We start from the raw sequence: 22,731 nt of genomic DNA, 5'->3' as shown, positions 1-22,731 counted from the left end.
GCGCGCGCCCGCGCGGATCGGTCTAGGGCGCGGCCCGTCGCCCGGGTGGACTGGGAGCCGTCCAGCTCGCGCACGGAGGAGGAGTCCTGTGTCCCTCGACGCCTACGTCACCCTCGGCCGCTCGGGCCTGCGGGTCAGCCCGTTCACCCTCGGCACCATGACCTTCGGCGAGGACTTCGGGTGGGGCTCGACGCCCGAGGAGTCCGCCCGCGTCCTGTCCGCCTACGTGGAGGCGGGCGGCAACTCGCTCGACACCGCGAACCTCTACACCAACGGCCACTCCGAGAAGATCATCGGCGACTGGCTGGCCGCCCGCCCCGGTCAGCGCGACCGCCTCGTGGTGGGCACCAAGTTCTTCGGCAACCTCCACCCGGGCGACCCGAACGGCGGCGGGGTCGGCCGCAAGGGGGTCCTGCACCAGCTGGAGGACTCGCTGCGCCGCCTGCGGACCGACCACGTCGACCTGTACTGGGTGCACAACCTCGACCCGGTCGTCCCGCTGGAGGAGACGATGCGGACCTTGGACGACCTGGTCACCGCCGGGAAGGTGCGCTACGTGGGCCTGTCCGACCTGCCGGCCTGGCGGGTGGCCCAGGCCGCGACGACGGCGCAGTTCCGCGACCGGGTCCCGGTCACCGCCCTGCAGCTGGAGTACTCGCTGCTGGAGCGCACCTCGGAGGCCGAGCTCCTCCCGGCGGCGCAGGCGCTGGGGGCGGGCGTGATGCCGTGGGGCCCGCTGCGCAACGGGATGCTCACGGGCAAGCACTCCCGCGCGACGGGCGGCCCGACCCGGGCGATGGTCGACCCGCCGCGCGAGAGCGACTGGGCGGTCGTCGACGCGGTCGTCGAGGTGGCCGCCGAGGTGGGTGCCGACCCGGCCGCGATCGCCCTGTCCTGGCTGCGGGGGCGCCACGGCGTGTCGTCGACGATCGTCGGTGCCCGCAGCGCCGACCAGCTGACCCGCAACCTGACCGCGCTGGACCTGGAGCTGCCGGCCGGTGCGCGGGCGCGGCTGGACGAGGTGTCGGCGCCCTCCCTGCCGTTCCCGGCGTGGGCCAACGCCCGGGCCTCCGTCCTGCAGTTCGGCGGTACGACGGTGGACGGCGTGAGCCACCCGGAGAACCCCCTCCTGTCGGCGAGCCCGGCGCGGTACTGAGGCGTGCTCGGACGGTGAGACCGACGTCACGGGAGGTGCTCGTGACGGCGACAGGATAGGTGTGGCTAAGCTCCGTGAGGCCAGGCTCGCCTCACCGCTGAGCCGGCTCCACCGCACCCTGCCCGGAAGGCTCCACCCGTGCTCACCCACGTCTCCCGCCGCGCGCTCGCCGGCGCGTCCGTCGCCGTCGGCGCCGCCCTCCTGACCGCCTGCTCCGGCGCCGAGGCCGGCACCGGCGACGGCACCGAGACCGCGACCGTCGTCGTCAGCGCCAACAACGGCGAGGTCGAGGTCCCCGCCGAGCCGCTGCGCGTCGCCGTCCTGGACAACACCGCGTTCGAGACCGTCAAGGCCTTCGGCATCACGCCCGTGGCCGTCCCCAAGCCGCTGCTGCCCGGTACCGGGTTCGAGGACTGGGAGGCCGACGAGTCCATCGCCGACGCCGGCAGCCACCGCGAGCCGGTCCTCGAGGCCGTCAGCGAGGCCGAGCCCGACCTCATCCTCGGCGGCTACCGCTTCGAGGACCACACCGAGCAGCTGAGCCGGATCGCCCCCGTCCTCGACCTGGCCCCCAGCGAGGACCACGAGGGCGGGTACGTCGAGTCGCTCAAGCGCCAGACCGAGACGCTGGGCGAGGTCCTCGGTCACCCGGAGGAGGCCGCGGCGCTCATCGCCGACCTCGAGGACTCGGTGGCCGCCGCGGCGGCCGCCACCGGCGGGGAGAGCGTCTTCCTCGCCGTCGCCAGCGGCGGCCGGATCGACAACGGCGCCAGCCGCCTCGGGCGGATCCTCGAACCCCTCGACCTCGTCAACGTCCTCGCCGACGAGGGCGACGCCGTCCACAGCGACTCCGGCCTGGCGCCCGAGACGATCGCCCAGCTGAACCCCGACTGGATGGTCGTCCTGGACCGCGACGCCGCCGTGGAGGAGGGGGCGACGTCCCCGGCCCGCCAGCTCGTCTCCGAGCAGGAGGCCTGGGCGGGCACCACCTTCACCACGCAGGACCAGGTGGTCTACCTGCCGCCGACCTTCTACGTCACCGAGGGCGTCCAGGCCTACACCGCCGTCTTCGACCAGATCACCGACGCCTTCACCGCGTGAGCGGCGCCACCACGGCCGGCCGGCGGTCCCCCGCGCGCGGGCGGGGGCCGCTGGCCGCCGGCGCGCTCGTCGTCGCCGCCCTGCTCGTGCTCTCCCTCGCCGTGGGCGGGTACGACATCACCGCGCGGACGATGCTCGAGGACCCCGCCGCGCGGGAGATGTTCCTCATCTCCCGGGTGCCGCGCACCGCCGCGCTCGTCCTGGCCGCCGCCGCGATGGGCGTGTCCGGCGTCGTGATGCAGGTGCTCGTGCAGAACCGGTTCGTCGAACCCACGACGACCGGCGCCGGCGCGTGGGCCGCGCTCGGCGTCGTCGTCCTCGCCCTCGGGTACCCGGCCGCGCCGACCCTCGTGCGGATGGCCTGCGCCACCGCGTTCGCCTTCGCCGGGACGGTGGTGTTCCTCGGGGTCCTGCGCGGCGTGTCGCTGCGCTCCTCGGTCGTCGTGCCGCTCGTCGGCATCATGCTCGGCGCCGTCGTCAGCTCCGCGACGCTGTTCCTGGCGAACTCCGCCGACCTGCTGCAGATGCTCGCCACCTGGCGCTCGGGGGGTTTCAGCGGTGTCGTGCGCGGCCAGTACGAACCCCTGTGGATCGTCGCGGTCGTCGTCCTCGCCGTGTACCTGACGGCGGACCGGTTCACCGTCGCCGGGCTCGGCCGGGACGTCTCGACCGGCCTCGGCCTGGACCACCGCCGCGTCGTCCTCACCGGCACCGCGATGGTCGCGCTGGCCACGGGCGTCACCACCGTCGTCGTCGGGATGCTGCCCTTCCTCGGGCTCGTCGTGCCCAACGTCGTCGCCCTCCTGCGCGGCGACGACGTGCGCCGGAACCTGCCCTGGGTCCTGCTCGGCAGCGTCGCCCTCGTGCTCGTGTGCGACCTCATCGGCCGCACCGTCGTCGCGCCGCTGGAGGTCCCGGCCTCCGTCGTCCTCGGGGCCGTCGGCGCCACCTGCTTCGTCGCCCTCGTCCTGCACCGCCGGAGGTGGCTGCGTGTCTGACTCCCCGGCCCTGCCGGCCGCCGGTGCGCGTGCCCCGGAGGTGCTGCGCCGCAGCGGGTCCGCGTCGACCCGGTCCGCCCGCCCGGTGCTCCGCCGGCCGCGCCCGGCACTGCGCCCGGACCTGCGCCCGGTGCTGCTGGGCGTCCTCGCCCTCGTCGCGGTCGCCTGCTACCTGCTGCTGTTCGTGCGGGGCTCGTTCGCGTTCGCCCTCGAGCGGCGGGCGACCGCGGTGGGGGCGATGGTCGTCGCGGCCTTCGCCCAGGGCGTGGCCACCGTGGTGTTCCAGACGGTGACCCGCAACCGGGTCCTGACCCCCTCGATCATGGGTTTCGACTCCCTGTACGTCCTCGCCCAGACCGCCCTGGTCGTCGTGTTCGGCGGCAGCGTGCTCGCGGCCACCGACGGCCTGCCCAAGCTCGTCGTCCAGACGCTCGTCATGGTCGCCTTCGCCACGCTGCTGTTCCGCTGGTTGTTCTCCGGCCGCTGGGGCGACCTGCACGTGCTCCTGCTCGTCGGCGTCACCCTCGGGCTGGCGTTCGACAGCCTGTCCGTCTTCCTGCAGCGGGTCCTGTCCCCGACCGACCACGACGTCCTGTCGGTGCGGCTGTTCGGCCGCCTCACCGCCGTCGACCCCGCGACCCTGCCGCTCGCGGTGCTCGTCTGCGCCGGTGCCGGGGTCGTCGTCTGGCGCCGCCGGCACCGTCTCGACGTCCTGCAGCTGGGCCGCGACACGGCCACCGGCCTCGGTCTGGACCACCGGCGCGAGCTGACGGTCGCGCTCGTCGCGGTCTCCGTCCTCGTGGCGTCCTCCACCGCGCTCGTCGGGCCGATGACCTTCTTCGGGTTCCTCGTCGCCGCGCTGGCGCGGCAGCTGGCCGGCACCCACCGCCACGCGGTGCTGCTGCCGACGGCGTTCGCCCTGGGTGTGCTGACCCTCGTCGGCGGGCAGTTCGTCCTCGAGCACATCTTCTACGCCAGCGGCATGCTCACGGTCGTCGTGGAGTTCACCGGCGGCCTGCTGTTCATCGCGCTCCTGCTGCGGAAGAGGTCCCTGTGATCACCGTCTCCGGCCTGACGAAGACCTACGACGCGCAGACCGTCCTCGGGCCCATCAGCGAGCACCTCGCCGTCGGCGGCCTCACCTCCCTCATCGGGCCCAACGGCGCCGGCAAGTCGACGCTGCTGACCATCACCGGCCGCCTCGCCGCGCCGGACACCGGCCAGGTCCTCCTCGACGGCCTCGACGTGCACCGCGCGAAGTCCTCCGAGGTGGCGCGCCGGCTGGCCGTCCTGCGCCAGGAGAACCACGTCACCGCGCGCGTCACCGTCCGCGAGCTCGTCGGCTTCGGCCGCTTCCCGCACTCCGGCGGGCGCCTGCGCGCCGAGGACGTCGAGCACGTCGACCGGGCCCTGGAGTTCCTGGACCTGACGGACCTGCAGGACCGCTTCCTGGACCAGCTCTCCGGCGGGCAGCGCCAGCGCGCCCACGTCGCGATGGTCCTGGCGCAGGACACCGGGCATGTGCTGCTGGACGAGCCGCTGAACAACCTCGACATCAAGCACGCCGTGCGGATGATGGGCCTGCTGCGCCGGGCGGCCGACGAGCTGGGCAGGACGGTCGTCCTCGTCGTCCACGACATCAACTTCGCCGCCGCCTGGTCCGACCGGATCGTCGCGCTGCGCGACGGGCGGGTCGTCGCCTCCGGGACGCCGGCCGAGATGGTCACCCCCGAGGTCCTCGGGCGCGTCTTCGACACCCCCGTGCGCGTGCACGTGCTCGACGGGGTGCCCACGGCGGTCTACTACCGCTGACGGCGCGGGCCGTCCGGCCCGCCCGTCCCGGCCAGCAGGAACGGCGAGCGCCGGTCCTGCTCGCGCGAGGTGGCCAGGTGCACCAGCGCCTCGGCGACGTCCCCCTTGGCCACGGCCCGCGCCGTCAGGCCCGGCGCCCGCTCCGACAGGACCCAGGAACCGGTGGCGTCCGCCTCGCGCAGGCGCGGCGGGCGCACCTCGGTCCAGGACAGCTCCCCGCCGGTGGCGGCGAGCAGCGCGTGCTCGCCCTCCTTGTCGCGCACCAGGTCGCCGCCGAAGCGGCGCGCCGCGGCGGACACCAGCCGCGCGCCCGGTCCCTTGCGCTCGCCCGGCACGGCGACCCCCGCCCCCGAGACGGTGACGAGCCGGGGGACGCCGAGCTCGCGCAGGGCGGTCAGCACGTGCGGCAGGGCGCTGCGGCCGACGTCGCCGCCCGAGCGGGGCGTCACCCCCACGCACCACAGCGCCGCGTCGGCGCCCTCGAGGGCCCGGCGCACCGCGGCCGCGTCCCGCACGTCCAGCTCCACGGGCACGACCCGCCCGCGAGCTCCCAGCGCGCCGACCGGGTCGGTCGGGTCCGCCGGGTCCGGGGGCGCCTGCGGACCGCGCGCCGCCGCCACGACGTCGTGCCCGCGGTCCACCGCCGCGCGCACCGCCCTGCGGCCGACCCCGCCCCGGGCGCCGAGCACCACCAGCCTCACGACGACCTCCTCGTGTCAGGTGACCTGACGCCCGACTCTACGCCCGTCCCGCGCCGCCGTCACCCGCCGGGCGCGGGCCCGCCCGGCGGCGGGGTGGGTACCGTGCCCGGGTGGACCGCGTACCGCTGGCGCTGCTGCTGCTGCGGGCCAGCCGCTGGTTCGACCGCCAGCTCCTCGACGGCCTGGAGGAGGCGGGCTGGCCGCGCCTGAGCCCGGCGCAGTCCCTCGTCTTCGCCCACCTCGACGCCCGCGGTGTCGCGCCCGCGACCCTGGCGCGCCGGCTGGGCACCAGCCGGCAGGGCGCTCACGAGCTCGTCGCCGGCCTCGTGCGTCACGGCCTGCTCGCCGTCGAGCCCGACCCCGCCCGCGCCGGCGGCCGCCTCGTCCTGCTCACCGCCCGCGGGCGGGCGCTGGCCGCCGACGCCCGCCGCCTCCTGCGCGGTCTGGAGGAGCAGCTGGGCGGCGAGCGGGTCGCGGCGCTGCGCGACCTGCTCGCCGACGTGGGGACGGGCGCGGGGGCCGACGCCACCGACGGCCCCTCGTGAGCCCCCCGCCCCCGCGCCGCGTGTCGCCTTGCGCGGGCGCCCGCGACTGGCGGAAGGTCTGCTCGCGCCCGGGACCGGCCCGGTGCGCCGTCGAGGAGGACGAGTGCACCACCCGACCGGCGACCCGCCGGGCACGGCGACCGGGAACCGGGGAACCCGCCCACCCCGCGTCCCCTGTTACGACTGTGTGACACGTGCGTGGAGCCCTTGGTGAGCACGTGGCGACCGCCTAACGTCCCCCCGGGCCGCGCGGCCACCCCGCGCGCCGACCACCCCGACACCAGAACGAGGACCTCGATGCCTGAGTCTCCCGAGAACGCTCCCACCCGCCGCACCTTCACGCTCGCCTCGCTGGCCGTGGCGGCGACGGCCACGACCGCGGCCTGCGCGGAGAGCCAGCGCGACACCGGTGGGCAGGAGGGCGCCGAGGGCGGCGGCGGTGGCGGTTCCGAGGTCGACACCTTCGTGTTCGGCGGCGCGTCCGACCCCGACGCCCTCGACCCCGTCTTCGCCAGCGACGGCGAGACGTTCCGCATCACCCGGCAGGTCTTCGAGGGGCTCGTCAGCACCGAGCCGGGCACGACCGAGCTCGCGCCCGGCCTGGCGACCTCCTGGGAGGTCTCCGAGGACGGCCTCAGCTACACCTTCACCCTCGCCGAGGGCGTGACGTTCTCCAACGGCGAGCCGTTCGACAACCAGGCCGTCGTCGCGAACTTCGAGCGCTGGTACAACCTGCGCGGCCTGGCCCAGGGCGAGGACCTCGCGTACTACTACCGCTCGATCTTCCGCGGGTTCGCCGTCAACGACGACCCCGCGCTGGGCGCCAGCCTGTACGCGGGCAGCACCGCCAACGACGACGGCACCGTCACCGTGAACCTCACCGCGCCGTTCGCCGGTTTCCTCGCCTCCCTCACGCTGCCGGCGTTCGCCATGCAGGAGACCGGTGCCGTCGAGGCCGGCGGCGGCAATGGCGCCGACGGTTCCGACCCGCGCCAGAGCGCCTACGCCACCGGCGGGATCGTCGGCACCGGCCCGTTCGTGTTCGACTCCTGGGAGCGCGGGCAGCAGATCCGCCTGCGCCGCAACGACGACTACTGGGGCGAGACCGCCAAGGTCGCCACCGCCGTCGTCCGGTTCATCGGCGACGGCACCGCCCGCCGCCAGGCCCTGCAGAACGGCGACATCGACGGCTACGACCTCGTCGCCCCCGCCGACGTCGACACCCTGACCTCCGCCGGGTTCCAGGTCCAGGAGCGCCCGGCCTTCAACATCCTGTACCTGGGGATGAACCAGGCCTTCCCGCCGCTGGACGACGTCCGCGTGCGCCAGGCGATCGCCCACGCGATCGACAAGGAGGCCGTCATCGCCAACGCGCTGCCCGAGGGCACCGAGCCGGCGACGCAGTTCATGCCCGAGAACGTCATCGGGTACAACGCCGGCGTCACCACCTACGAGTACGACCCCGACCGCGCGCGCCAGCTGCTCGCCGAGGCCGGCCAGTCCGAGCTGACCCTGCCGTTCAACTACCCCACGGGCGTCTCGCGCCCGTACATGCCGGACCCGGAGACCATCTACAACGCGATCTCCCAGCAGCTGTCCGCCGTCGGCATCACCGTGCAGCCCGTCGCCGAGCAGTGGACCCCGGACTACCTGGGCACCGTGCAGGGCGGCAGCGACCACGGCCTGCACCTGCTGGGCTGGACGGGCGACTACAACGACCCCGACAACTTCATCGGGGTGTTCTTCGGCGCCGCCACGAACGAGTGGGGGTTCACCGACCAGGCCCTGTTCGACGGGCTGGCGCAGGCCCGTACCGTCGTCGGCGAGGACGCGCAGCAGGAGGCCTACGAGGCCCTCAACGAGCAGGTCATGCAGCTGCTGCCCGGCATCCCCGTCGCCAGCCCCGTGCCGTCGCTGGCGTTCGCCGCCGGCGTCGAGGGCTACACCGCGAGCCCCGTGCAGGACGAGGTCTGGAACACCGTCACCGTCTCCGAGGGCTGATGCTCTCCTTCGTCGCCCGCCGGCTGGGACTGCTCCTGGTGGTCCTGGCCGGCCTGTCGCTCCTGCTGTTCGCCTGGGTCCGGGCCCTGCCCGGGGACCCGGCCCGGGCGCTGCTCGGCGAGCGCGCGACCCCCGCCGGGATCGCCGCGGTCACCGAGCGGTACGGGTTCGACCAGCCGCTGTGGCAGCAGTACGTCACGTACGTCGGCCGCCTGCTCACCGGCGACTTCGGCGCCTCGATCCGCACCGGGGAACCCGTGCTGGCGACGTTCGCCGAGCGGTTCCCGGCCACGGTCGAGCTGGCCGTGGCGGCCCTGCTGATCGCCGTCGTCGCGGGGATCCCCCTGGGGTACCTGGCGGCGCGGCGGCGCGGCGGGGCGCTGGACCACCTCGCCGTCGGGGGTTCGCTGCTCGGCGTCGTCGTCCCGGTGTTCTTCCTCGCCGTCCTGCTGAAGTACCTGTTCGCCCTGCAGCTGGGGCTGTTCCCCACCGCCGGGCGCCAGGACGCGCGCATCGACGCCACCCACGTCACCGGGTTCTACGTCCTGGACGGCCTGCTCACCCGCGAGTGGGACGCCTCCTGGGACGCCCTGGTGCACCTGGCCCTGCCCGCGCTGGCGCTGGCGTCGATCCCGCTGGCCATCATCGTGCGCATCACCCGCGCCTCCGTGCTCGACGTGCTCGGCGACGACCACGTGCGCACCGCCCGCGCCAAGGGCCTGCCCAGCTCCGTCGTCAGCCGCCGCCACGTGCTGCGCAACGCGCTGCTGCCGGTGTCCACCACCCTCGGGCTGCAGGCCGGGGCGCTGCTGTCGGGGGCGGTGCTCACCGAGACGGTGTTCGCGATCAACGGCATCGGCAGCTACCTGTTCCAGGCCGTCACCCAGCTCGACTACCCGGTCCTCCAGGGGTTCATCCTGTTCATCGCCGTCGTGTACGCCCTCGTCAACCTCCTCGTCGACGTCAGCTACGGCCTCGTCGACCCGCGGGTGCGCGTCTCGTGACCGCCCTCGAAGCGCTGCCGGACCCCGGGCAGGTGGAGCCCACCGGCACCTCCGGCGCCGGTCCCTGGCGCGCCGCGTGGCGGCGCCTGCGCCGCGACCCCGCCGGCATCGCCGGCGCCGTCATCGTCGCGCTGTTCGTCCTCGTCGCCGTCCTGGCGCCCGTGCTGGCCCCCTACCGGCCCGCCACCGCGGAGTGGTTCGGCCAGGTGACGCCGACCTCCGTGCCCGGCCCCAGCGCCGAGCACCCCCTGGGCCTGGACTCCTTCGGCTCCGACCTGCTGACCCAGCTGCTGTACGGGGCGCGCTCCTCCCTGGTCATCGGCGTCGTGTCCACCGCCGTGGGCCTGGCGGTGGGGGCCGCGCTCGGCCTGCTCGCCGGCGGGATCGGCGGCTGGGTCGACACGGCGATCATGCGCGTGGTCGACGTCCTGCTGTCCATCCCGGCGCTGCTGCTGGCCGTCTCCGTCGCCGCCGTCCTGGGCCGCAGCTCCACCTCGGTCATGCTCGCCATCGCCGCCGCGCAGGTGCCCGTCTTCGCGCGGCTGCTGCGCGCCTCGCTGCTGTCCCAGCGCGGCCAGGACTACGTGCTCGCCCTGCGCTCGCTGGGCCTGCGCCAGCGGCGCATCGTGCTCGGGCACATGCTGCCCAACTCCACCGGCCCCGTCCTGGTGCAGGCCACCCTCGTGCTGGCCACCGCCGTCATCGAGGTCGCCGCCCTGTCGTTCCTCGGCCTGGGCGACCCCGAGCCGAGGGTGGCCGAGTGGGGCCGGATGCTCGTGCGCGCCCAGGACCGCCTCGAGCAAGCCCCGCAGCTGGCCCTCCTGCCCGGCGCCTGCATCGCCGTCACCGCGCTCGGCTTCACCCTGCTCGGCGAGTCGCTGCGCCAGGCCCTGGACCCGAGGAGCACCCGGTGAGCCTGCTGGAGGTCGAGGACCTGCGGGTCCGCTTCACCCGCCGCGGCGCGGCCGACGTCACCGCCGTCGACGGCGTCTCGTTCAGCGTCGACGCCGGTGAGGTCGTCGGCCTGGTCGGGGAGTCCGGCTGCGGCAAGTCCGTCACGTCGCTGGCCGTCATGGGGCTGCTGCCGCGCACCGCGCGCGTCACCGGTTCCGTCCGCTTCGACGGCACCGACCTGCTCACCCTGCCGCCGCGGGCCCTGGCCGCCCGGCGCGGCCGCGACCTGGCCATGGTGTTCCAGGACCCGATGACCTCGCTGAACCCCGTGCTCACCCTCGGGCGCCAGCTGACCGAGGTGCTGCGCGCGCACACCGACCTCGGCCGCGCCGCCGCACGGCGCGAGGCCGTGGACCTGCTGGCCCGTGTCGGCATCCCCGACCCGCGCCGGCGCGTGGGCGAGTACCCGCACCAGCTGTCCGGCGGCATGCGCCAGCGCGTGCTCATCGCCATCGCGCTGGCCTGCTCCCCGCGGCTGATCATCGCCGACGAGCCGACCACCGCCCTCGACGTCACCATCCAGGCGCAGGTCCTCGACCTGCTCACGACCCTCGTCCGGGAGTCCGGCACGGCCATGGTCCTCATCACCCACGACCTCGGCGTGGTCGCCGGCACGTGCGACCGCGTCAACGTCCTGTACGGCGGGCGCGTCGTGGAGACCGCCGGGCGCCGCGAGCTGTTCGCGCACCCGCGCCACCGCTACACCACCGGCCTGCTGGCAGCGGTCCCGCGCGTGGACGCCCCCGAGGGCACGGGCCTGCGCCCCGTGCCCGGGTCCGTGCGCGACCTGCTGCCGTGGGCGCGCGGCTGCGCGTTCAGCCCCCGCTGCGCCCACGCCGACGACGCCTGCCGCTCCGGGGACATCGCCCTGACCGCCGGGCCCGCCGACGGCGGCCCGACCGGGACCGGGGAGCGCGCACCGCACGCGGCCCGCTGCGTCCACCCCGCCTCCGGCACCCCGGCGCGCGCCGGCGGGGGAGCGGCGTGAGCGCGCTGCTGGAGGTCCGCGGGCTCCAGGTGCACTACCCGGTGCGCGGCGGGCTCCTGCGCCGCCGCGGCGGCGCCGTGCGCGCCGTGGACGGCGTCGACCTCGACGTCGAGCGCGGCACGACCTACGGGCTCGTGGGGGAGTCCGGCTGCGGCAAGTCCACCCTCGGGCGCGCCGTCCTGCGCCTGACCGAGCCGACGGCCGGCGAGGTGCGCGTGGGCGGGCGCGACCTGCTGCAGCTGCGCCCCGAGGAGCTGCGCCGCGCCCGCCGCGGCCTGCAGATGGTCTTCCAGGACCCGCTGGCCAGCCTCGACCCCCGCCAGGACGTCGAGAGCGCCCTCGTGGAGCCGCTGCGCGTGCACGGGGTCGAGGGCGGCGCCGCCGGGCACCGCCGGCGGGTGCGCGAGCTGCTGGAGCGGGTCGGGCTGCCCGCCTCGGCCGCCGCCAAGTACCCGCACGAGTTCTCCGGCGGGCAGCGCCAGCGCGTCGGCATCGCCCGCGCCCTCGTCCTGGACCCCGAGCTGCTCGTGGCCGACGAGCCCGTCTCGGCCCTCGACGTGTCGGTGCAGGCGCAGGTCCTCGTGCTGCTGGAGGAGCTGCAGCGCGAGCTGGGGCTGACCTACCTCGTCATCGCCCACGACCTGGCCGTCGTCAAGCACGTCAGCGACGTCGTCGGCGTCATGTACCTGGGCGCGGTCGTGGAGGAGGGGCCCGCCGCCGCCGTCTACGCCCGGCCGCTGCACCCGTACACGCGGGCGCTGCTGTCCGCCGCGCCCGTGCCCGACCCCGAGGTGGAGGAGCGCCGCGAGCGCATCCTGCTGTCCGGGGACCTGCCCAGCCCCGCCGACCCGCCCTCGGGCTGCCGCTTCCGCACCCGCTGCCCGTGGGTGCAGCCCACCCGCTGCGCCGACGAGCGCCCCCTGCTGCGGGTCCTGCCCGCCGACGTGCCCGCCGGCGCGCCCGGTGCCGGGCCCGCGGCGGGGGACGGGTCGCCGGCCCAGCGGGTCGCGTGCCACTGGGCCGAGGACATCGCCGCCGGGCGCCTGGAGCCCGCGGCCGGGGCGGTGGCGCGGTGAGCCCCGCGGTGAGCCCCGCGGTGAGCCCCGCGGTGAGCCCCGCGGTGAGCCCCGCGGTGCTGTCCCGGCGCGCACCGACCCCGCCGTTGCCGCTGCCGGAGGGGGGTCGCTAGGTTGCCCCGCACGCCCCCGCCCAGCGCCCCGCGCGCCGGCCAGCCCCGCCGACCGCTGCCCCCGAAGGACCCCGAGGTGACACCGTGCCCCTGCCTCCCCTGACGGCCGAACAGCGCGCCGCCGCCCTCGAGAAGGCCGCGGCCGCGCGCCGGGAGCGCGCGGAGGTGAAGAACCGCCTGAAGTACGCCGGGGGCAGCCTCGAGGACGTCGTCCGCGAGGGGCAGGACAACGAGGTGCTGGGCAAGATGAAGGTCTCCGCGCTGCTGGAGTCCCTGCCCAACGTCGGCAAGGTGCGCGCCCGCCAGATCATGGCGGAGATCGGCATCTCGGAGTCCCGCCGGGTGCGCGGGCTGGGCGCCCACCAGATCGCCGCCCTCGTCGAGCGCTTCGGCGCCCACGGGAACGGCGCGGCGGCCGAGGACGGGTCCGGGGAGGGGGAGCGGTCCTGAGCTCGGCCCCCGCCCCCTCCCGCCTGACGGTCCTCGCCGGGCCCACCGCCGTGGGCAAGGGCACCGTCTCCGCCGACCTGCGCGCCCGCTACCCGCAGGTGTGGATCTCGGTGTCGGCCACCACCCGCCCGCAGCGGCCCGGCGAGGTCGACGGCGTGCACTACCACTTCGTGGGCGAGGAGGACTTCGACGGCCTCGTCGAGCGCGGGGAGCTGCTGGAGTGGGCGCGCGTGCACGGCCGGCACCGCTACGGCACCCCGCGCGGGCCCGTGGCGGAGGTCCTGGCCTCCGGCCGCCCCGCGCTGCTGGAGATCGACCTGGCCGGCGCGCGCCAGGTGCGCGCCGCGATGCCCGAGGCCCGGTTCGTCTTCCTCGCTCCGCCCAGCTGGGACGAGCTGGTGCGCCGCCTCGTCGGCCGCGGCACCGAGACCCCCGAGGAGCGCGAGCGCCGGCTGGCCACCGCCCGCGTCGAGCTGGCCGCCGAGCCGGAGTTCGACGTGACGATCTACAACGACGACGTGCGGCGCGCCACCGACGAGCTCGTAGGATGGATGGGACTGTCCCCGCACGAGCCGCCGGCTCCGGCCGGGGCCGGGGCACCGCACCACCCGCCGACCCCTGAGGAGACCTGACCGTGGCTGGAACCGTCGCCGCGCCCGAGGGCATCACCAACCCGCCCATCGACGACCTGCTGACGGCCGCCGACTCCAAGTACGCCCTGGTCATCTACGCCGCCAAGCGCGCGCGCCAGATCAACGCGTACTACTCCCAGCTCGGCGAGGGCCTGCTGGAGTACGTCGGCCCGCTGGTGGAGACCCACGTGCAGGAGAAGGCGCTGTCCGTGTCCCTGCGCGAGATCAACGAGGGCCTGCTGACCTCGGAGCCCATCGAGCAGTGAGCACCTCCCCGCAGGGCGCGCGTCCCCGCGTCGTCCTCGGGGTCGCCGGTGGCATCGCCGCCTACAAGGCGGCGCTGCTGCTGCGCGAGCTCACCGAGACCGGCCACGACGTCCGCGTCGTGCCCACCGCCGCCTCCGAGCGCTTCGTGGGCCGGGCCACCTGGGAGGCCCTGTCGGGCCACCCGGTCAGCACCGGCGTGTGGGACGACGTGCCCAAGGTCCCGCACGTGCGCATCGGCCGCGAGGCCGACCTCGTCGTCGTGGCCCCCGCGACCGCCGACCTGCTGGCGCGCGCCGCGCACGGCCTGGCCGACGACCTGCTGACCAACGTCCTGCTGACGGCCACCTGCCCCGTGCTGCTGGTGCCCGCCATGCACACCGAGATGTGGCTCAACGCCGCCGTCCAGGACAACGTCGCCCTGCTGCGCCGGCGCGGCGTCACCGTCCTGGACCCCGCCTCCGGGCGCCTGACCGGCGCCGACTCCGGGCCGGGCCGGCTGCCCGAGCCCGCCGACGTCGCCGCCGCCTGCCGGCGCCTGCTGGCCGGCGGCGCGCGCGGGCGCGACCTGGCCGGGCGCCGCGTCGTCGTCTCCGCCGGCGGCACCCGCGAGCCGCTGGACCCGGTCCGCTTCCTGGGCAACCGCTCCTCGGGCCGGCAGGGCGTGGCGCTGGCCGCGGCCGCCGCCGCCCGCGGCGCCGCCGTCACCCTGGTGGCCGCCCACCTGGAGGTCCCCGTCCCGGCGGCCGTCGAGGCCGTCCGCGTGAGCACCGCCCTGGAGCTGCGCGCGGCCGTGCGCGCGGCCGCGCAGGACGCCGACGTCGTCGTCATGGCCGCGGCCGTGGCCGACTTCCGCCCCGCGACCCGCAGCGACGCCAAGATCAAGAAGGGCGACGACCCGGCCCGCGACCCCGTCGTGCTGCTGGAGCGCAACCCCGACGTGCTCGCCGAGCTCGTCGCCGACCGCACCGGCCGCGCGCCGCTGCTCGTCGGCTTCGCGGCCGAGACGGGCGACGAGGAGGGCGACGTCCTGGAGCACGGGCGCGCCAAGCTGGCCCGCAAGGGCTGCGACCTGCTGGTGCTCAACGAGGTGGGGGAGCACCGCGGGTTCGCCGAGCCCGTCAACGCGGTCACGCTGCTGGGCGCCGACGGCACCGAGCGGCAGGTCCCCGAGGCCAGCAAGGACGTGGTGGCCGACGCGGTGTGGGACGCCGTGGTCCCTATGCTGACCCCGTGACGTCCCCCCTGCGCCTGTTCACGTCCGAGTCGGTCACGGAGGGCCACCCGGACAAGATCTGCGACCAGATCTCCGACGGCGTCCTGGACGCCCTCCTGGCGCAGGACCCGGCCAGCCGCGTCGCCGTGGAGACCATGGTCACCACCGGCCTCGTGCACGTGGCCGGGGAGGTCAGCACCGAGGCGTACGCGGACATCCCCACCATCGTGCGCCGCACCCTGCTGGAGATCGGCTACGACTCCTCCGCCAAGGGCTTCGACGGCACCACGTGCGGCGTCGAGGTGTCCATCGGCTCGCAGTCGCCGGACATCGCCCAGGGCGTGGACGAGGCGTGGGAGAACCGGCAGGCGGGCGGCGGCGCCGACCCGCTGGACCTGCAGGGCGCCGGCGACCAGGGCCTGATGTTCGGCTACGCCTGCGACGACACCCCCGAGCTCATGCCGCTGCCGATCCACCTGGCGCACCGGCTGTCGCAGCGGCTGTCCGAGGCGCGCAAGAAGGGGGAGATCCCCTACCTGCGCCCCGACGGCAAGACGCAGGTGACCGTCGGCTACGACGGCGACCGCGCCGTCAGCCTGGACACCGTCGTGCTCTCCACCCAGCACGAGCCCGACGTCGACCTCGTGCGCACCCTGACCCCGGACGTGCGCCGGCACGTCATCGAGCCGGTGCTGGAGGGCCTGGAGCTGGACACCTCCGACATCCGGCTGCTGGTCAACCCCACCGGCCGCTTCGAGATCGGCGGCCCGATGGGCGACGCCGGCCTGACCGGCCGCAAGATCATCGTCGACACCTACGGGGGCATGGCCCGCCACGGCGGCGGCGCCTTCTCGGGCAAGGACCCGTCCAAGGTGGACCGCTCCGCCGCCTACGCGATGCGCTGGGTCGCCAAGAACGTCGTCGCCGCCGGCCTGGCCGCGCGCTGCGAGGTGCAGGTGGCCTACGCCATCGGCAAGGCGCAGCCGGTCGGGCTGTACGTGGAGACCTTCGGCACCGAGACGGTGGCCCGCGGGCGCATCGAGGCCGCCATCCGCGAGGTGTTCGACCTGCGCCCGGCCGCCATCGTGCGCGACCTGGACCTGCTGCAGCCCAAGTACGCTCCCACCGCCGCCTACGGCCACTTCGGCCGCGAGCTGCCCGGCTTCACCTGGGAGCGCACCGACCGCGTCGACGCGCTGCGCGCCGCCGCGGGCTGAGCGCCCTGGACGAGCAGGAGCCCGGCGGGCTCCCGGCGTCCGGGGACGGCGCCGGGGGCGGGGACGGTCCCGGTCAGGCCCCGCCCGCCGACCAGGCCCCGCCCGCCGACCAGGCCCCGCCGGCCGACGAGGGCGCACCGGCCGGGGAGGACGCACCCGCCGGGCGCCCGGCCCGCCGCGCCCGCGCGCGCCGGGGCCCGGCCCGCCGCCCCGCCGAGGAGGTCGCCGAGCAGGACCCCGTCGCGCGGGTCCTCGTCGCCGTCGGCCTGGCCCACCTGGACCGCCCCTTCGACTACCTCGTCCCGGCCTCGATGGCCGACGCGGCCCAGCCCGGCGTCCTGGTGCGGGTGCCGTTCGCCGGCGCCGACGTCGAGGGCTGGGTCCTCGAGCGCGCCGCCGCCAGCGAGCACCCCGGCCGGCTGGCCAGGCTGCGGCGCGTCGTCAGCGACCTGCCCGTGCTGGACCGGCGCGTCCTGGAGCTGTGCCGGCGGGTGGCCGACCACTACGCCGGCACCCTGGCCGACGTCGTGCGCCTGGCCGTGCCCGGCCGGCACGCGGCCGCCGAGGCCGCCGTCCTGGCCGCCGCGCCCGAGCCCACCGCCGCCGTGCCCGCCCCCGCGCCCGGCGACGACCTGGCCGGCTGGGACCTGCACCGCGCCGGGCCCGCGTTCCTGCGCCACCTCGCCGACGGCGGCGCCCCGCGGGCCGTCGCCACCCTCGCCCCCGGCACCGACCCCGCCGACGCGCTCGCGGTGGCCGCCCGCGCGTGCCTGGCCTCGGGCCGCTCGGCGGTCCTCGTCGTGCCCGACCACCGCGACCTGGACCGCCTGGACGCCGCCCTGACCCGGCGCCTGCCCGCGGGGGCGCACGTGCGGCTGGAGGCCGACGCCGGCCCGTCGGCGCGCTGGGACGCCTACGTGCGCGCCCTGACCGGCCGCGCCCGCGTCGTCGCCGGCACCCGCGCCGCCGTCTTCGCCCCCGTGCAGCACCTGGGCCTGGTCGCCGTCCTCGACGACGGCGACGACTCGCACGCCGACCAGCGCACCCCCTACCCGCACGCGCGCGAGGTCGCCCGCCTGCGCGCCGACCTGGAGGGCGCCGCGGCCCTGCTGGCCGGCACCGCCCGCACGGCCGAGGCGCAGCAGCTGCTGCAGGACGGCTGGGCCCGCCCCGTCGTCGCCGACCGGGACGTCGTGCGCGAGCGCGCGCCCCGCGTCAGCGTCGCCGGCACCGCCCCGCACGCCCAGGACCCGGTGGCCGCCGCGGCCCGCCTGCCCAGCGACGGCTGGCGCGTGCTGCGCGAGGCCGTGCGCCGCGGGCCCGTGCTCGTGCAGGTGCCGCGCGGCGGGTACGTGCCCACGCTGGCGTGCGCGACCTGCCGCGAGCCGGCGCGCTGCCCCGTCTGCGCCGGGCCCCTGGCCCTGGACGAGGCCGCCGGCACCCCCGCGTGCCGCTGGTGCGGGCGCCCGGCCGCCGACCACGCCTGCCCCCACTGCGGGGACACTCGCTTCCGCGCCGTGGTCACCGGCGCCCGGCGCACCGCCGAGGAGATGGGACGCGCCTTCCCCGGCGTGGACGTCGTCACCTCCGGCGGCTCCCGCGTCGTGGACCGGGTGGGCGAGCGGCCCGCCCTCGTCATCGCCACCCCCGGCGCCGAGCCGGTCGCCGAGGGCGGGTACGCGGCCGCGATGCTGCTGGACGGCTGGGTGCTGCTGGGCCGCCCCGACCTGCGCGCGCAGGAGGAGGCGCTGCGCCGGTGGACGGCCGCGGCCTCCCTCGTGCGCGGCGCCGAGCGGGGCGGGGCCGTCGTCGTCGTCGCCGACCCGCAAGCCCCGGCCGTGCAGGCCCTCGTGCGCTGGGACCCGGCCGGTTTCGCCGAGCGCGAGCTGGCCTCGCGCGCCGAGCTGCAGCTGCCGCCCGCCGCGCGCTTCGCCGGTCTCATCGGCGCGGCCGCCGACGTCGCGGAGGCCGTGGCGGCGCTGCCGCCGCTGCCGGACGCCCGCGTCCTGGGCCCCGTCCCGCTGCCGGCGCCGCCGCGCGGGCGCGACCCCGAACCGCTGGTGCGCACCGTCGTGCGGGTGCCGCGCGAGGGCTCCGAGGAGCTGGCCGCGGCCCTGCGGGCCCTGGCCGCCGGGCGCAGCCTGCGCAAGCTGCCGCCCGTGCGGGTGCGGGTGGACCCCCTGCAGATCGGCTGACCCGGGGCGGGCGGGGTGTCCTCAGCCGTCGGCGAGGATCCCGCTGCGCTCCAGCCGGCGCTCCACCACCAGCAGCACGGCCACCAGCGCCGCGCCGGCCACCGCCAGGCCCACGACGCCCAGCACGTCGCCCGCTGGGCCCGCGGGCGCCAGCAGGGTGCGGTCCTCCTCCTGCCACGGCCACAGCGCGCGCAGCGAACCGGCCATCAGCCCCGTCATCACCGCCAGCGTCACCGCCCGGTGGGTGCTCAGCAGGTGCTGCAGCAGCCGCACGAACGAGGCCAGCCCGATCGTCGCGCCCACCGCGAACGCCCCGACGTAGGCCAGGTCGCGCTCGGAGACCGCCGCCAGCGTCGTCTCGTACAGCCCGAACGTCAGCAGCAGGAACGAGCCGGAGACCCCCGGCAGGACCAGCGCGCAGATCGCCACGGCCGCGGCCGCGGCGACCACCAGCAGCGACGGGTCCGCGGTCGAGCCCGCCGGCAGGCCCGTCAGGGCGAAGGCCGCCACCGCCATCACCACCGCCACCACGCCCAGGCCGGGCGTCCAGCGCCCGACCATCCGCGCCGGCACCACCAGCGAGGCCAGCACCAGCCCGAAGAACACCGCCCGGCTGCCCACCTCGTGCTCGGTCACCAGCGGCTCCAGCACCGAGGCGCCCACGACCACCGCGACCGCCATGCCCGCCAGGACCGGCAGCACGACCGACCAGCGCGCCTTCGCCAGCTCGGTGCGCACCTGCGAGCGCGGGCCGGTCACCAGCAGCCGGGCCGCGGTCACCACGTGCGACGCCGAGGCGATGAGCGTCTCGTACACGCCGGTGAGCAGCGCCACCGTCCCGCCGCTGACGCCCGGCACCACCTCGGCGCTGCCGATGAGGGCGCCGCGCACGACGTCCACCGGCAGGCGGCGCGCGGACGGGCGCCCGCCGGTGGGCGGGGAGTCGGGCGGGGAGGCGCTGGGCTCGCGGCGGGCGGTGCTCATGCCCGGAACGGTAGGGGACCGCGGGGCCCCCGCCGCGCACGACGGGCCCGCCGCGCCACCCGCCTACCATGGAGGGTCGCGCGTCGCCGGGCCCGCGGGCACCCTCCCGCGCGGCCCGACCCGCGCGGCCCGACCCGCACCCCGACCCGCACCCCGACCCGAGAGGAGCCCCGTGGCGGTCCAGCCCATCCGGCTGTTCGGCGACCCCGTGCTGCGCCAGCGCGCGCAGGAGGTCACCACCTTCGACAAGGAGCTGCGCAAGCTCGTCAAGGACCTCGAGGACACCATGCTGGCCGCCCCCGGCGCGGGGCTCGCCGCCCCGCAGCTGGGCGTGGGCCTGCGCGTGTTCACGTACCACGCCGACGGCGAGCTGGGGCACCTCGTCAACCCGGTGCTGGAGCTGTCCGAGGAGTGCCAGGACGGCGACGAGGGGTGCCTGTCGTTCCCCGGGATCGTCGCCGACACCCGCCGCGCCCTGCACGTGGTCGCCAGGGGCTTCGACCAGCACGGCGAGCCGGTCACGATCACCGGCTCGGAGTACAAGGCCCGCGCCATCCAGCACGAGACCGACCACCTCGACGGCGTCCTGTTCATCGACCGCCTCGACAAGCAGCAGCGCAAGCTGGCCCTCAAGGCCGTGCGCGAGGCGGAGTGGATGGGCCAGCCCGCCCCGCAGGTGAAGGTCAGCCCGCACGCCACCTTCGGCCAGGCCCGCTAGTGCGGGTCGTCTTCGCCGGCACCCCCGACGTCGCGCTCGCCTCCCTGGACGCCCTGCTGGCCTCCTCGCACGAGGTCGTCGCCGTCCTGACCCGCCCCGACGCCGCCCGCGGCCGCGGCCGGCGCACGGCCGCCTCCCCGGTGGCCGCGCGCGCCCGCGAGGCCGGGCTGGAGCTGCTGCAGCCCGAGCGCCCGCGCGGGCCGGAGTTCCTGGACCGGCTGCGCGCGCTGGCCCCCGACGTGTGCCCCGTCGTCGCCTACGGCGCCCTCGTGCCCGCCGAGGCGCTGGCCGTGCCCCGCCTGGGCTGGGTCAACCTGCACTTCTCCCTGCTGCCCGCCCACCGCGGCGCCGCCCCCGTGCAGCGCGCCGTGATGGCCGGCGACGACGTGACCGGCGCGTGCGTCTTCCAGCTGGAGACCGGCCTGGACACCGGCCCGGTGTACGGGCAGCTGACCGAGCCGGTCGGCGCCCGCGACACCGCCGGCGACCTGCTGGGCCGGCTGGCCGTCTCCGGCGCCCGGCTGCTCGTGGACGTCCTCGACGGCCTGGAGCGCGGCGTCCTGAGCGCGGTGCCGCAGCCCGCCGACGGCGTCAGCCACGCCCCGAAGATCCCGGTCGAGGAGGCCCGCGTGGACTGGGCCGCCCCCACCGCGCGCGTGGACCGGCTCGTGCGCGGCTGCACCCCCGACCCGGGGGCGTGGACGACCTTCCGCGGGTCCCGGCTGAAGCTGGGGCCCGTCCTGCCCGTGGCGCCGGACCCCGACGGCCCGCAGGAGCCGCTGGCCCCCGGCGCCCTGCGCGTGGAGCGCCGGCGCGTGCTGGCCGGCACCGGGGACGGCGCCGTCGAGCTCGGCACGGTGCAGGCGGCGGGCGCCAGGGCCCTGGCCGCCGGTGACTGGGCGCGCGGCGCGCGCCCCGAGGACGGAGAGCAGCTGCAGTGAGCGAGACCCCCCGCCCCTCCCGCTCCGGCGGCCCCCGCGGTGCCGGTGGGCAGCGCGGTGCCGGTGGGCAGCGCGGCCGGCAGGACCGCCGCGACCAGCGCCCCGAGCGTCCCGGGGAGCGCCCCGGTGAGCGGCCCGGCCAGCGCCGCGGCGTGCGCCAGGACCGCTTCACCGCCGTCGACGACGCCCGCCGCGTCGCCTACGCGGTGCTGCGGGCCGTGGAGGAGGAGGACGCCTACGCCAACCTCGTCCTGCCGCGGATGCTGCGCCAGCAGCGCCTGTCCGGCCGCGACGCCGCCTTCGCCACCGAGCTGGCCTACGGCGTGCTGCGCGGGCGCGGCAGCTACGACGCCCTGCTGGCCTCGGTCAGCGACCGGCCGCTCGCCGAGCTGGACCCCGGCGTCCTGGACGTCCTGCGGCTGGGCGCGCACCAGGTGCTGGCCACCCGCGTGCCCGACCACGCCGCCGTCGCCACGAGCGTGGCGCTGGCCCGCCGCGAGCTGGGCAGCGGCCCGTCCGGGCTGGTCAACGCCGTGCTGCGCCAGCTCGCCGGCCGCGAGCTCGGCCCGTGGCTGGAGGAGGTGGCCCCCGACGCGGCCACGGACCCCGTCGGGCACCTGGCGGTGCGCTGGTCGCACCCGGCGTGGGTCGTGCGCAGCCTGCGCGAGGCCCTCGTCGCCCACGGCCGCGACGCGGGCGAGCTGGCCGACCTGCTGGCCGCCGACAACGCTCCCGCGGCGGTCGCCCTGGCGGCCCTGCCGGGCCTGGCCGGGCCCGCCGACCTGCTCAGCGACGACCGCGCCCTCACGGTGCGCCCCGGCCGCTGGTCGCCGACCGCCGCCGTCCTCGAGCACGGCGACCCCGGCCGGGTGCCCGCCGTGCGCGAGGGCCGCGCCCGCGTCCAGGACGAGGGCAGCCAGCTCGTCGCCCACGTCCTGGCCGCCGCCGGCGTCGAGCCGCGCGCCGGTGCCGGGGCCGGTGCGGAGGGGGAGCGCTGGCTGGACCTGTGCGCCGGCCCGGGCGGCAAGGCCGCGCTGCTGGCCGCGCACGCCGCCGGGCGCGGGGCGTCCCTGACGGCCGTCGAGGTCGCCCCCCACCGCGCCGACCTCGTGCGCCAGGCGCTCGCGGCCGTGCCCGGCGAGGTGCAGGTGCGCGTCGGCGACGGCCGCGAGGTCGGCCGGGACGAGCCGGCCGCCTTCGACCGCGTCCTCGTCGACGCCCCCTGCACGGGCCTGGGTGCGCTGCGCCGGCGCCCGGAGGCCCGCTGGCGGCGCAGCCCCGCCGACCTGGGCGCCCTGGGCCCGCTGCAGCGGGACCTGCTGGGTTCCGCGCTGGACGCCGTGCGCCCCGGCGGCGTCGTCGCCTACGCCACCTGCTCGCCCGTCCTGGCCGAGACGCGGCTGGTCGTCGACGACGCCCTCAAGGCCGCCGCGAAGCGCGGCGTGCAGGTGGAGCGCCTGGACACCCCGGCCGTCCTCGCGTCGGTCCTCGGCGGACAGGAGCTGCCGGGCGCGGCGGCGGGGAAGGGGGCCGTGCAGCTGTGGCCGCACGCCCACGGCACCGACGCCATGCACGTGGCCCTGCTGCGGCGCACCTCCTGAGCGCGCACCGCTGAGCGCCCGTCCCCTCCCGCCCGCCCCACCCGTCCGCCGCGGCAGCCGTCCG

The 22,731-nt window shown here is 76.9% G+C and carries 22 protein-coding genes; 20 read left to right on the top strand and 2 right to left on the bottom strand.

Annotated elements, in window-relative coordinates; translation table 11 throughout:
- Window positions 1-88: 88 nt before the first annotated feature.
- The 5 genes from AB8M62_RS13890 to AB8M62_RS13870 all read left to right on the top strand — a co-directional run bounded on the left by AB8M62_RS13890 (window position 89) and on the right by AB8M62_RS13870 (window position 5,067).
- Complete coding sequence (locus AB8M62_RS13890) at window positions 89-1,156, top strand: aldo/keto reductase (protein WP_369069944.1); 1,068 nt, start codon at window positions 89-91, stop codon at window positions 1,154-1,156.
- A gap of 138 nt (window positions 1,157-1,294) precedes the next feature.
- A complete protein-coding gene (locus tag AB8M62_RS13885; RefSeq protein WP_369069943.1) occupies window positions 1,295-2,257 on the top strand; it encodes a siderophore ABC transporter substrate-binding protein in 963 nt (320 codons plus the stop codon).
- A complete protein-coding gene (locus tag AB8M62_RS13880; protein ID WP_373694946.1) occupies window positions 2,254-3,255 on the top strand; it encodes an ABC transporter permease in 1,002 nt (333 codons plus the stop codon). Before AB8M62_RS13885 ends, AB8M62_RS13880 begins: the two co-directional genes overlap by 4 nt.
- Window positions 3,248-4,312 (top strand): iron chelate uptake ABC transporter family permease subunit, encoded by a 1,065-nt coding sequence (locus AB8M62_RS13875; RefSeq protein ID WP_373694945.1) that lies wholly within the window; start codon window positions 3,248-3,250, stop codon window positions 4,310-4,312. Before AB8M62_RS13880 ends, AB8M62_RS13875 begins: the two co-directional genes overlap by 8 nt.
- Complete coding sequence (locus AB8M62_RS13870; protein WP_369069942.1) at window positions 4,309-5,067, top strand: iron ABC transporter ATP-binding protein; 759 nt, start codon at window positions 4,309-4,311, stop codon at window positions 5,065-5,067. Before AB8M62_RS13875 ends, AB8M62_RS13870 begins: the two co-directional genes overlap by 4 nt.
- Here AB8M62_RS13870 and AB8M62_RS13865 read toward each other — a convergent pair.
- Complete coding sequence (locus tag AB8M62_RS13865; RefSeq protein ID WP_369069941.1) at window positions 5,058-5,768, bottom strand: NAD(P)-dependent oxidoreductase; 711 nt, start codon at window positions 5,766-5,768, stop codon at window positions 5,058-5,060. The two genes, AB8M62_RS13870 and AB8M62_RS13865, sit on opposite strands and share 10 nt — an antisense overlap.
- 110 nt (window positions 5,769-5,878) lie before the next feature.
- Here AB8M62_RS13865 and AB8M62_RS13860 point away from each other — a divergent pair, with 110 nt between their 5' ends.
- The 12 genes from AB8M62_RS13860 (at window position 5,879) to AB8M62_RS13805 (ending at window position 18,423) form a co-directional block, all read left to right on the top strand.
- Window positions 5,879-6,313, top strand: a complete 435-nt coding sequence (locus AB8M62_RS13860) for a MarR family winged helix-turn-helix transcriptional regulator (protein WP_369052239.1) — start codon at window positions 5,879-5,881, stop codon at window positions 6,311-6,313.
- A 297-nt stretch (window positions 6,314-6,610) separates the two neighbouring features.
- Window positions 6,611-8,314, top strand: coding sequence for an ABC transporter substrate-binding protein (locus AB8M62_RS13855; RefSeq protein ID WP_369052238.1), 1,704 nt, complete (start codon window positions 6,611-6,613; stop codon window positions 8,312-8,314).
- The gene (locus AB8M62_RS13850; RefSeq protein ID WP_369052237.1) at window positions 8,314-9,318 is read left to right on the top strand and encodes an ABC transporter permease; all 1,005 of its coding nucleotides are present in this window, start codon (window positions 8,314-8,316) and stop codon (window positions 9,316-9,318) included. Before AB8M62_RS13855 ends, AB8M62_RS13850 begins: the two co-directional genes overlap by 1 nt.
- A complete protein-coding gene (locus AB8M62_RS13845; protein ID WP_373694944.1) occupies window positions 9,315-10,232 on the top strand; it encodes an ABC transporter permease in 918 nt (305 codons plus the stop codon). The genes AB8M62_RS13850 and AB8M62_RS13845 overlap by 4 nt, the downstream gene beginning before the upstream one ends.
- On the top strand, window positions 10,229-11,260 hold the full coding sequence (locus AB8M62_RS13840; RefSeq protein ID WP_369052236.1) for an ABC transporter ATP-binding protein: 1,032 nt from the start codon (window positions 10,229-10,231) through the stop codon (window positions 11,258-11,260). The genes AB8M62_RS13845 and AB8M62_RS13840 overlap by 4 nt, the downstream gene beginning before the upstream one ends.
- Window positions 11,257-12,336 (top strand): ABC transporter ATP-binding protein, encoded by a 1,080-nt coding sequence (locus AB8M62_RS13835; protein ID WP_369052235.1) that lies wholly within the window; start codon window positions 11,257-11,259, stop codon window positions 12,334-12,336. Before AB8M62_RS13840 ends, AB8M62_RS13835 begins: the two co-directional genes overlap by 4 nt.
- A gap of 197 nt (window positions 12,337-12,533) precedes the next feature.
- Entirely contained in the window at window positions 12,534-12,899 is a 366-nt protein-coding gene (mihF, locus tag AB8M62_RS13830) for an integration host factor, actinobacterial type (RefSeq protein ID WP_369052234.1), read from the top strand.
- Window positions 12,896-13,531 (top strand): guanylate kinase, encoded by a 636-nt coding sequence (gene gmk, locus AB8M62_RS13825; protein ID WP_369052379.1) that lies wholly within the window; start codon window positions 12,896-12,898, stop codon window positions 13,529-13,531. The genes mihF and gmk overlap by 4 nt, the downstream gene beginning before the upstream one ends.
- A 2-nt stretch (window positions 13,532-13,533) precedes the next feature.
- Window positions 13,534-13,797: a DNA-directed RNA polymerase subunit omega gene (rpoZ, locus tag AB8M62_RS13820; protein ID WP_369052233.1), complete on the top strand. Its 264-nt coding sequence runs from the start codon at window positions 13,534-13,536 to the stop codon at window positions 13,795-13,797.
- The gene (gene coaBC / locus AB8M62_RS13815; protein ID WP_369069940.1) at window positions 13,794-15,032 is read left to right on the top strand and encodes a bifunctional phosphopantothenoylcysteine decarboxylase/phosphopantothenate--cysteine ligase CoaBC; all 1,239 of its coding nucleotides are present in this window, start codon (window positions 13,794-13,796) and stop codon (window positions 15,030-15,032) included. The genes rpoZ and coaBC overlap by 4 nt, the downstream gene beginning before the upstream one ends.
- Window positions 15,029-16,228, top strand: coding sequence for a methionine adenosyltransferase (gene metK, locus AB8M62_RS13810; protein ID WP_369052231.1), 1,200 nt, complete (start codon window positions 15,029-15,031; stop codon window positions 16,226-16,228). The genes coaBC and metK overlap by 4 nt, the downstream gene beginning before the upstream one ends.
- Window positions 16,229-16,494: 266 nt before the next feature.
- Window positions 16,495-18,423 (top strand): primosomal protein N', encoded by a 1,929-nt coding sequence (locus tag AB8M62_RS13805; protein ID WP_369052378.1) that lies wholly within the window; start codon window positions 16,495-16,497, stop codon window positions 18,421-18,423.
- A gap of 21 nt (window positions 18,424-18,444) precedes the next feature.
- Here AB8M62_RS13805 and AB8M62_RS13800 read toward each other — a convergent pair whose 3' ends face one another.
- Window positions 18,445-19,407, bottom strand: a complete 963-nt coding sequence (locus tag AB8M62_RS13800; RefSeq protein ID WP_369069939.1) for a DUF368 domain-containing protein — start codon at window positions 19,405-19,407, stop codon at window positions 18,445-18,447.
- Window positions 19,408-19,579: 172 nt separating this feature from the next.
- Here AB8M62_RS13800 and def point away from each other — a divergent pair, with 172 nt between their 5' ends.
- Genes def through AB8M62_RS13785 form a run of 3 tightly spaced genes read left to right on the top strand, consistent with a single transcriptional unit; the run spans window position 19,580 to window position 22,667 of the window.
- Window positions 19,580-20,125 (top strand): peptide deformylase, encoded by a 546-nt coding sequence (gene def / locus AB8M62_RS13795; RefSeq protein WP_369052229.1) that lies wholly within the window; start codon window positions 19,580-19,582, stop codon window positions 20,123-20,125.
- On the top strand, window positions 20,125-21,066 hold the full coding sequence (gene fmt, locus AB8M62_RS13790) for a methionyl-tRNA formyltransferase (protein WP_369052228.1): 942 nt from the start codon (window positions 20,125-20,127) through the stop codon (window positions 21,064-21,066). The genes def and fmt overlap by 1 nt, the downstream gene beginning before the upstream one ends.
- A complete protein-coding gene (locus AB8M62_RS13785) occupies window positions 21,063-22,667 on the top strand; it encodes an RsmB/NOP family class I SAM-dependent RNA methyltransferase (RefSeq protein ID WP_369069938.1) in 1,605 nt (534 codons plus the stop codon). The genes fmt and AB8M62_RS13785 overlap by 4 nt, the downstream gene beginning before the upstream one ends.
- Window positions 22,668-22,731: the final 64 nt, after the last annotated feature.

This window comes from Kineococcus terrestris (assembly GCF_041020755.1).
Lineage (GTDB): Bacteria > Actinomycetota > Actinomycetes > Actinomycetales > Kineococcaceae > Kineococcus > Kineococcus terrestris.
Note: the sequence above shows the minus strand (reverse complement) of the source record. Positions and strands in the feature narration are given on the sequence as shown.

Bases quoted from the DNA above. Each gene is read 5' to 3' on its own strand.
- AB8M62_RS13800 (WP_369069939.1), bottom strand. From the start codon at position 19,407: ATGAGCACCGCCCGCCGCGAGCCCAGCGCCTCCCCGCCCGACTCCCCG.
- AB8M62_RS13855 (WP_369052238.1), top strand. From the start codon at position 6,611: ATGCCTGAGTCTCCCGAGAACGCTCCCACCCGCCGCACCTTCACGCTC.
- AB8M62_RS13850 (WP_369052237.1), top strand. From the start codon at position 8,314: ATGCTCTCCTTCGTCGCCCGCCGGCTGGGACTGCTCCTGGTGGTCCTG.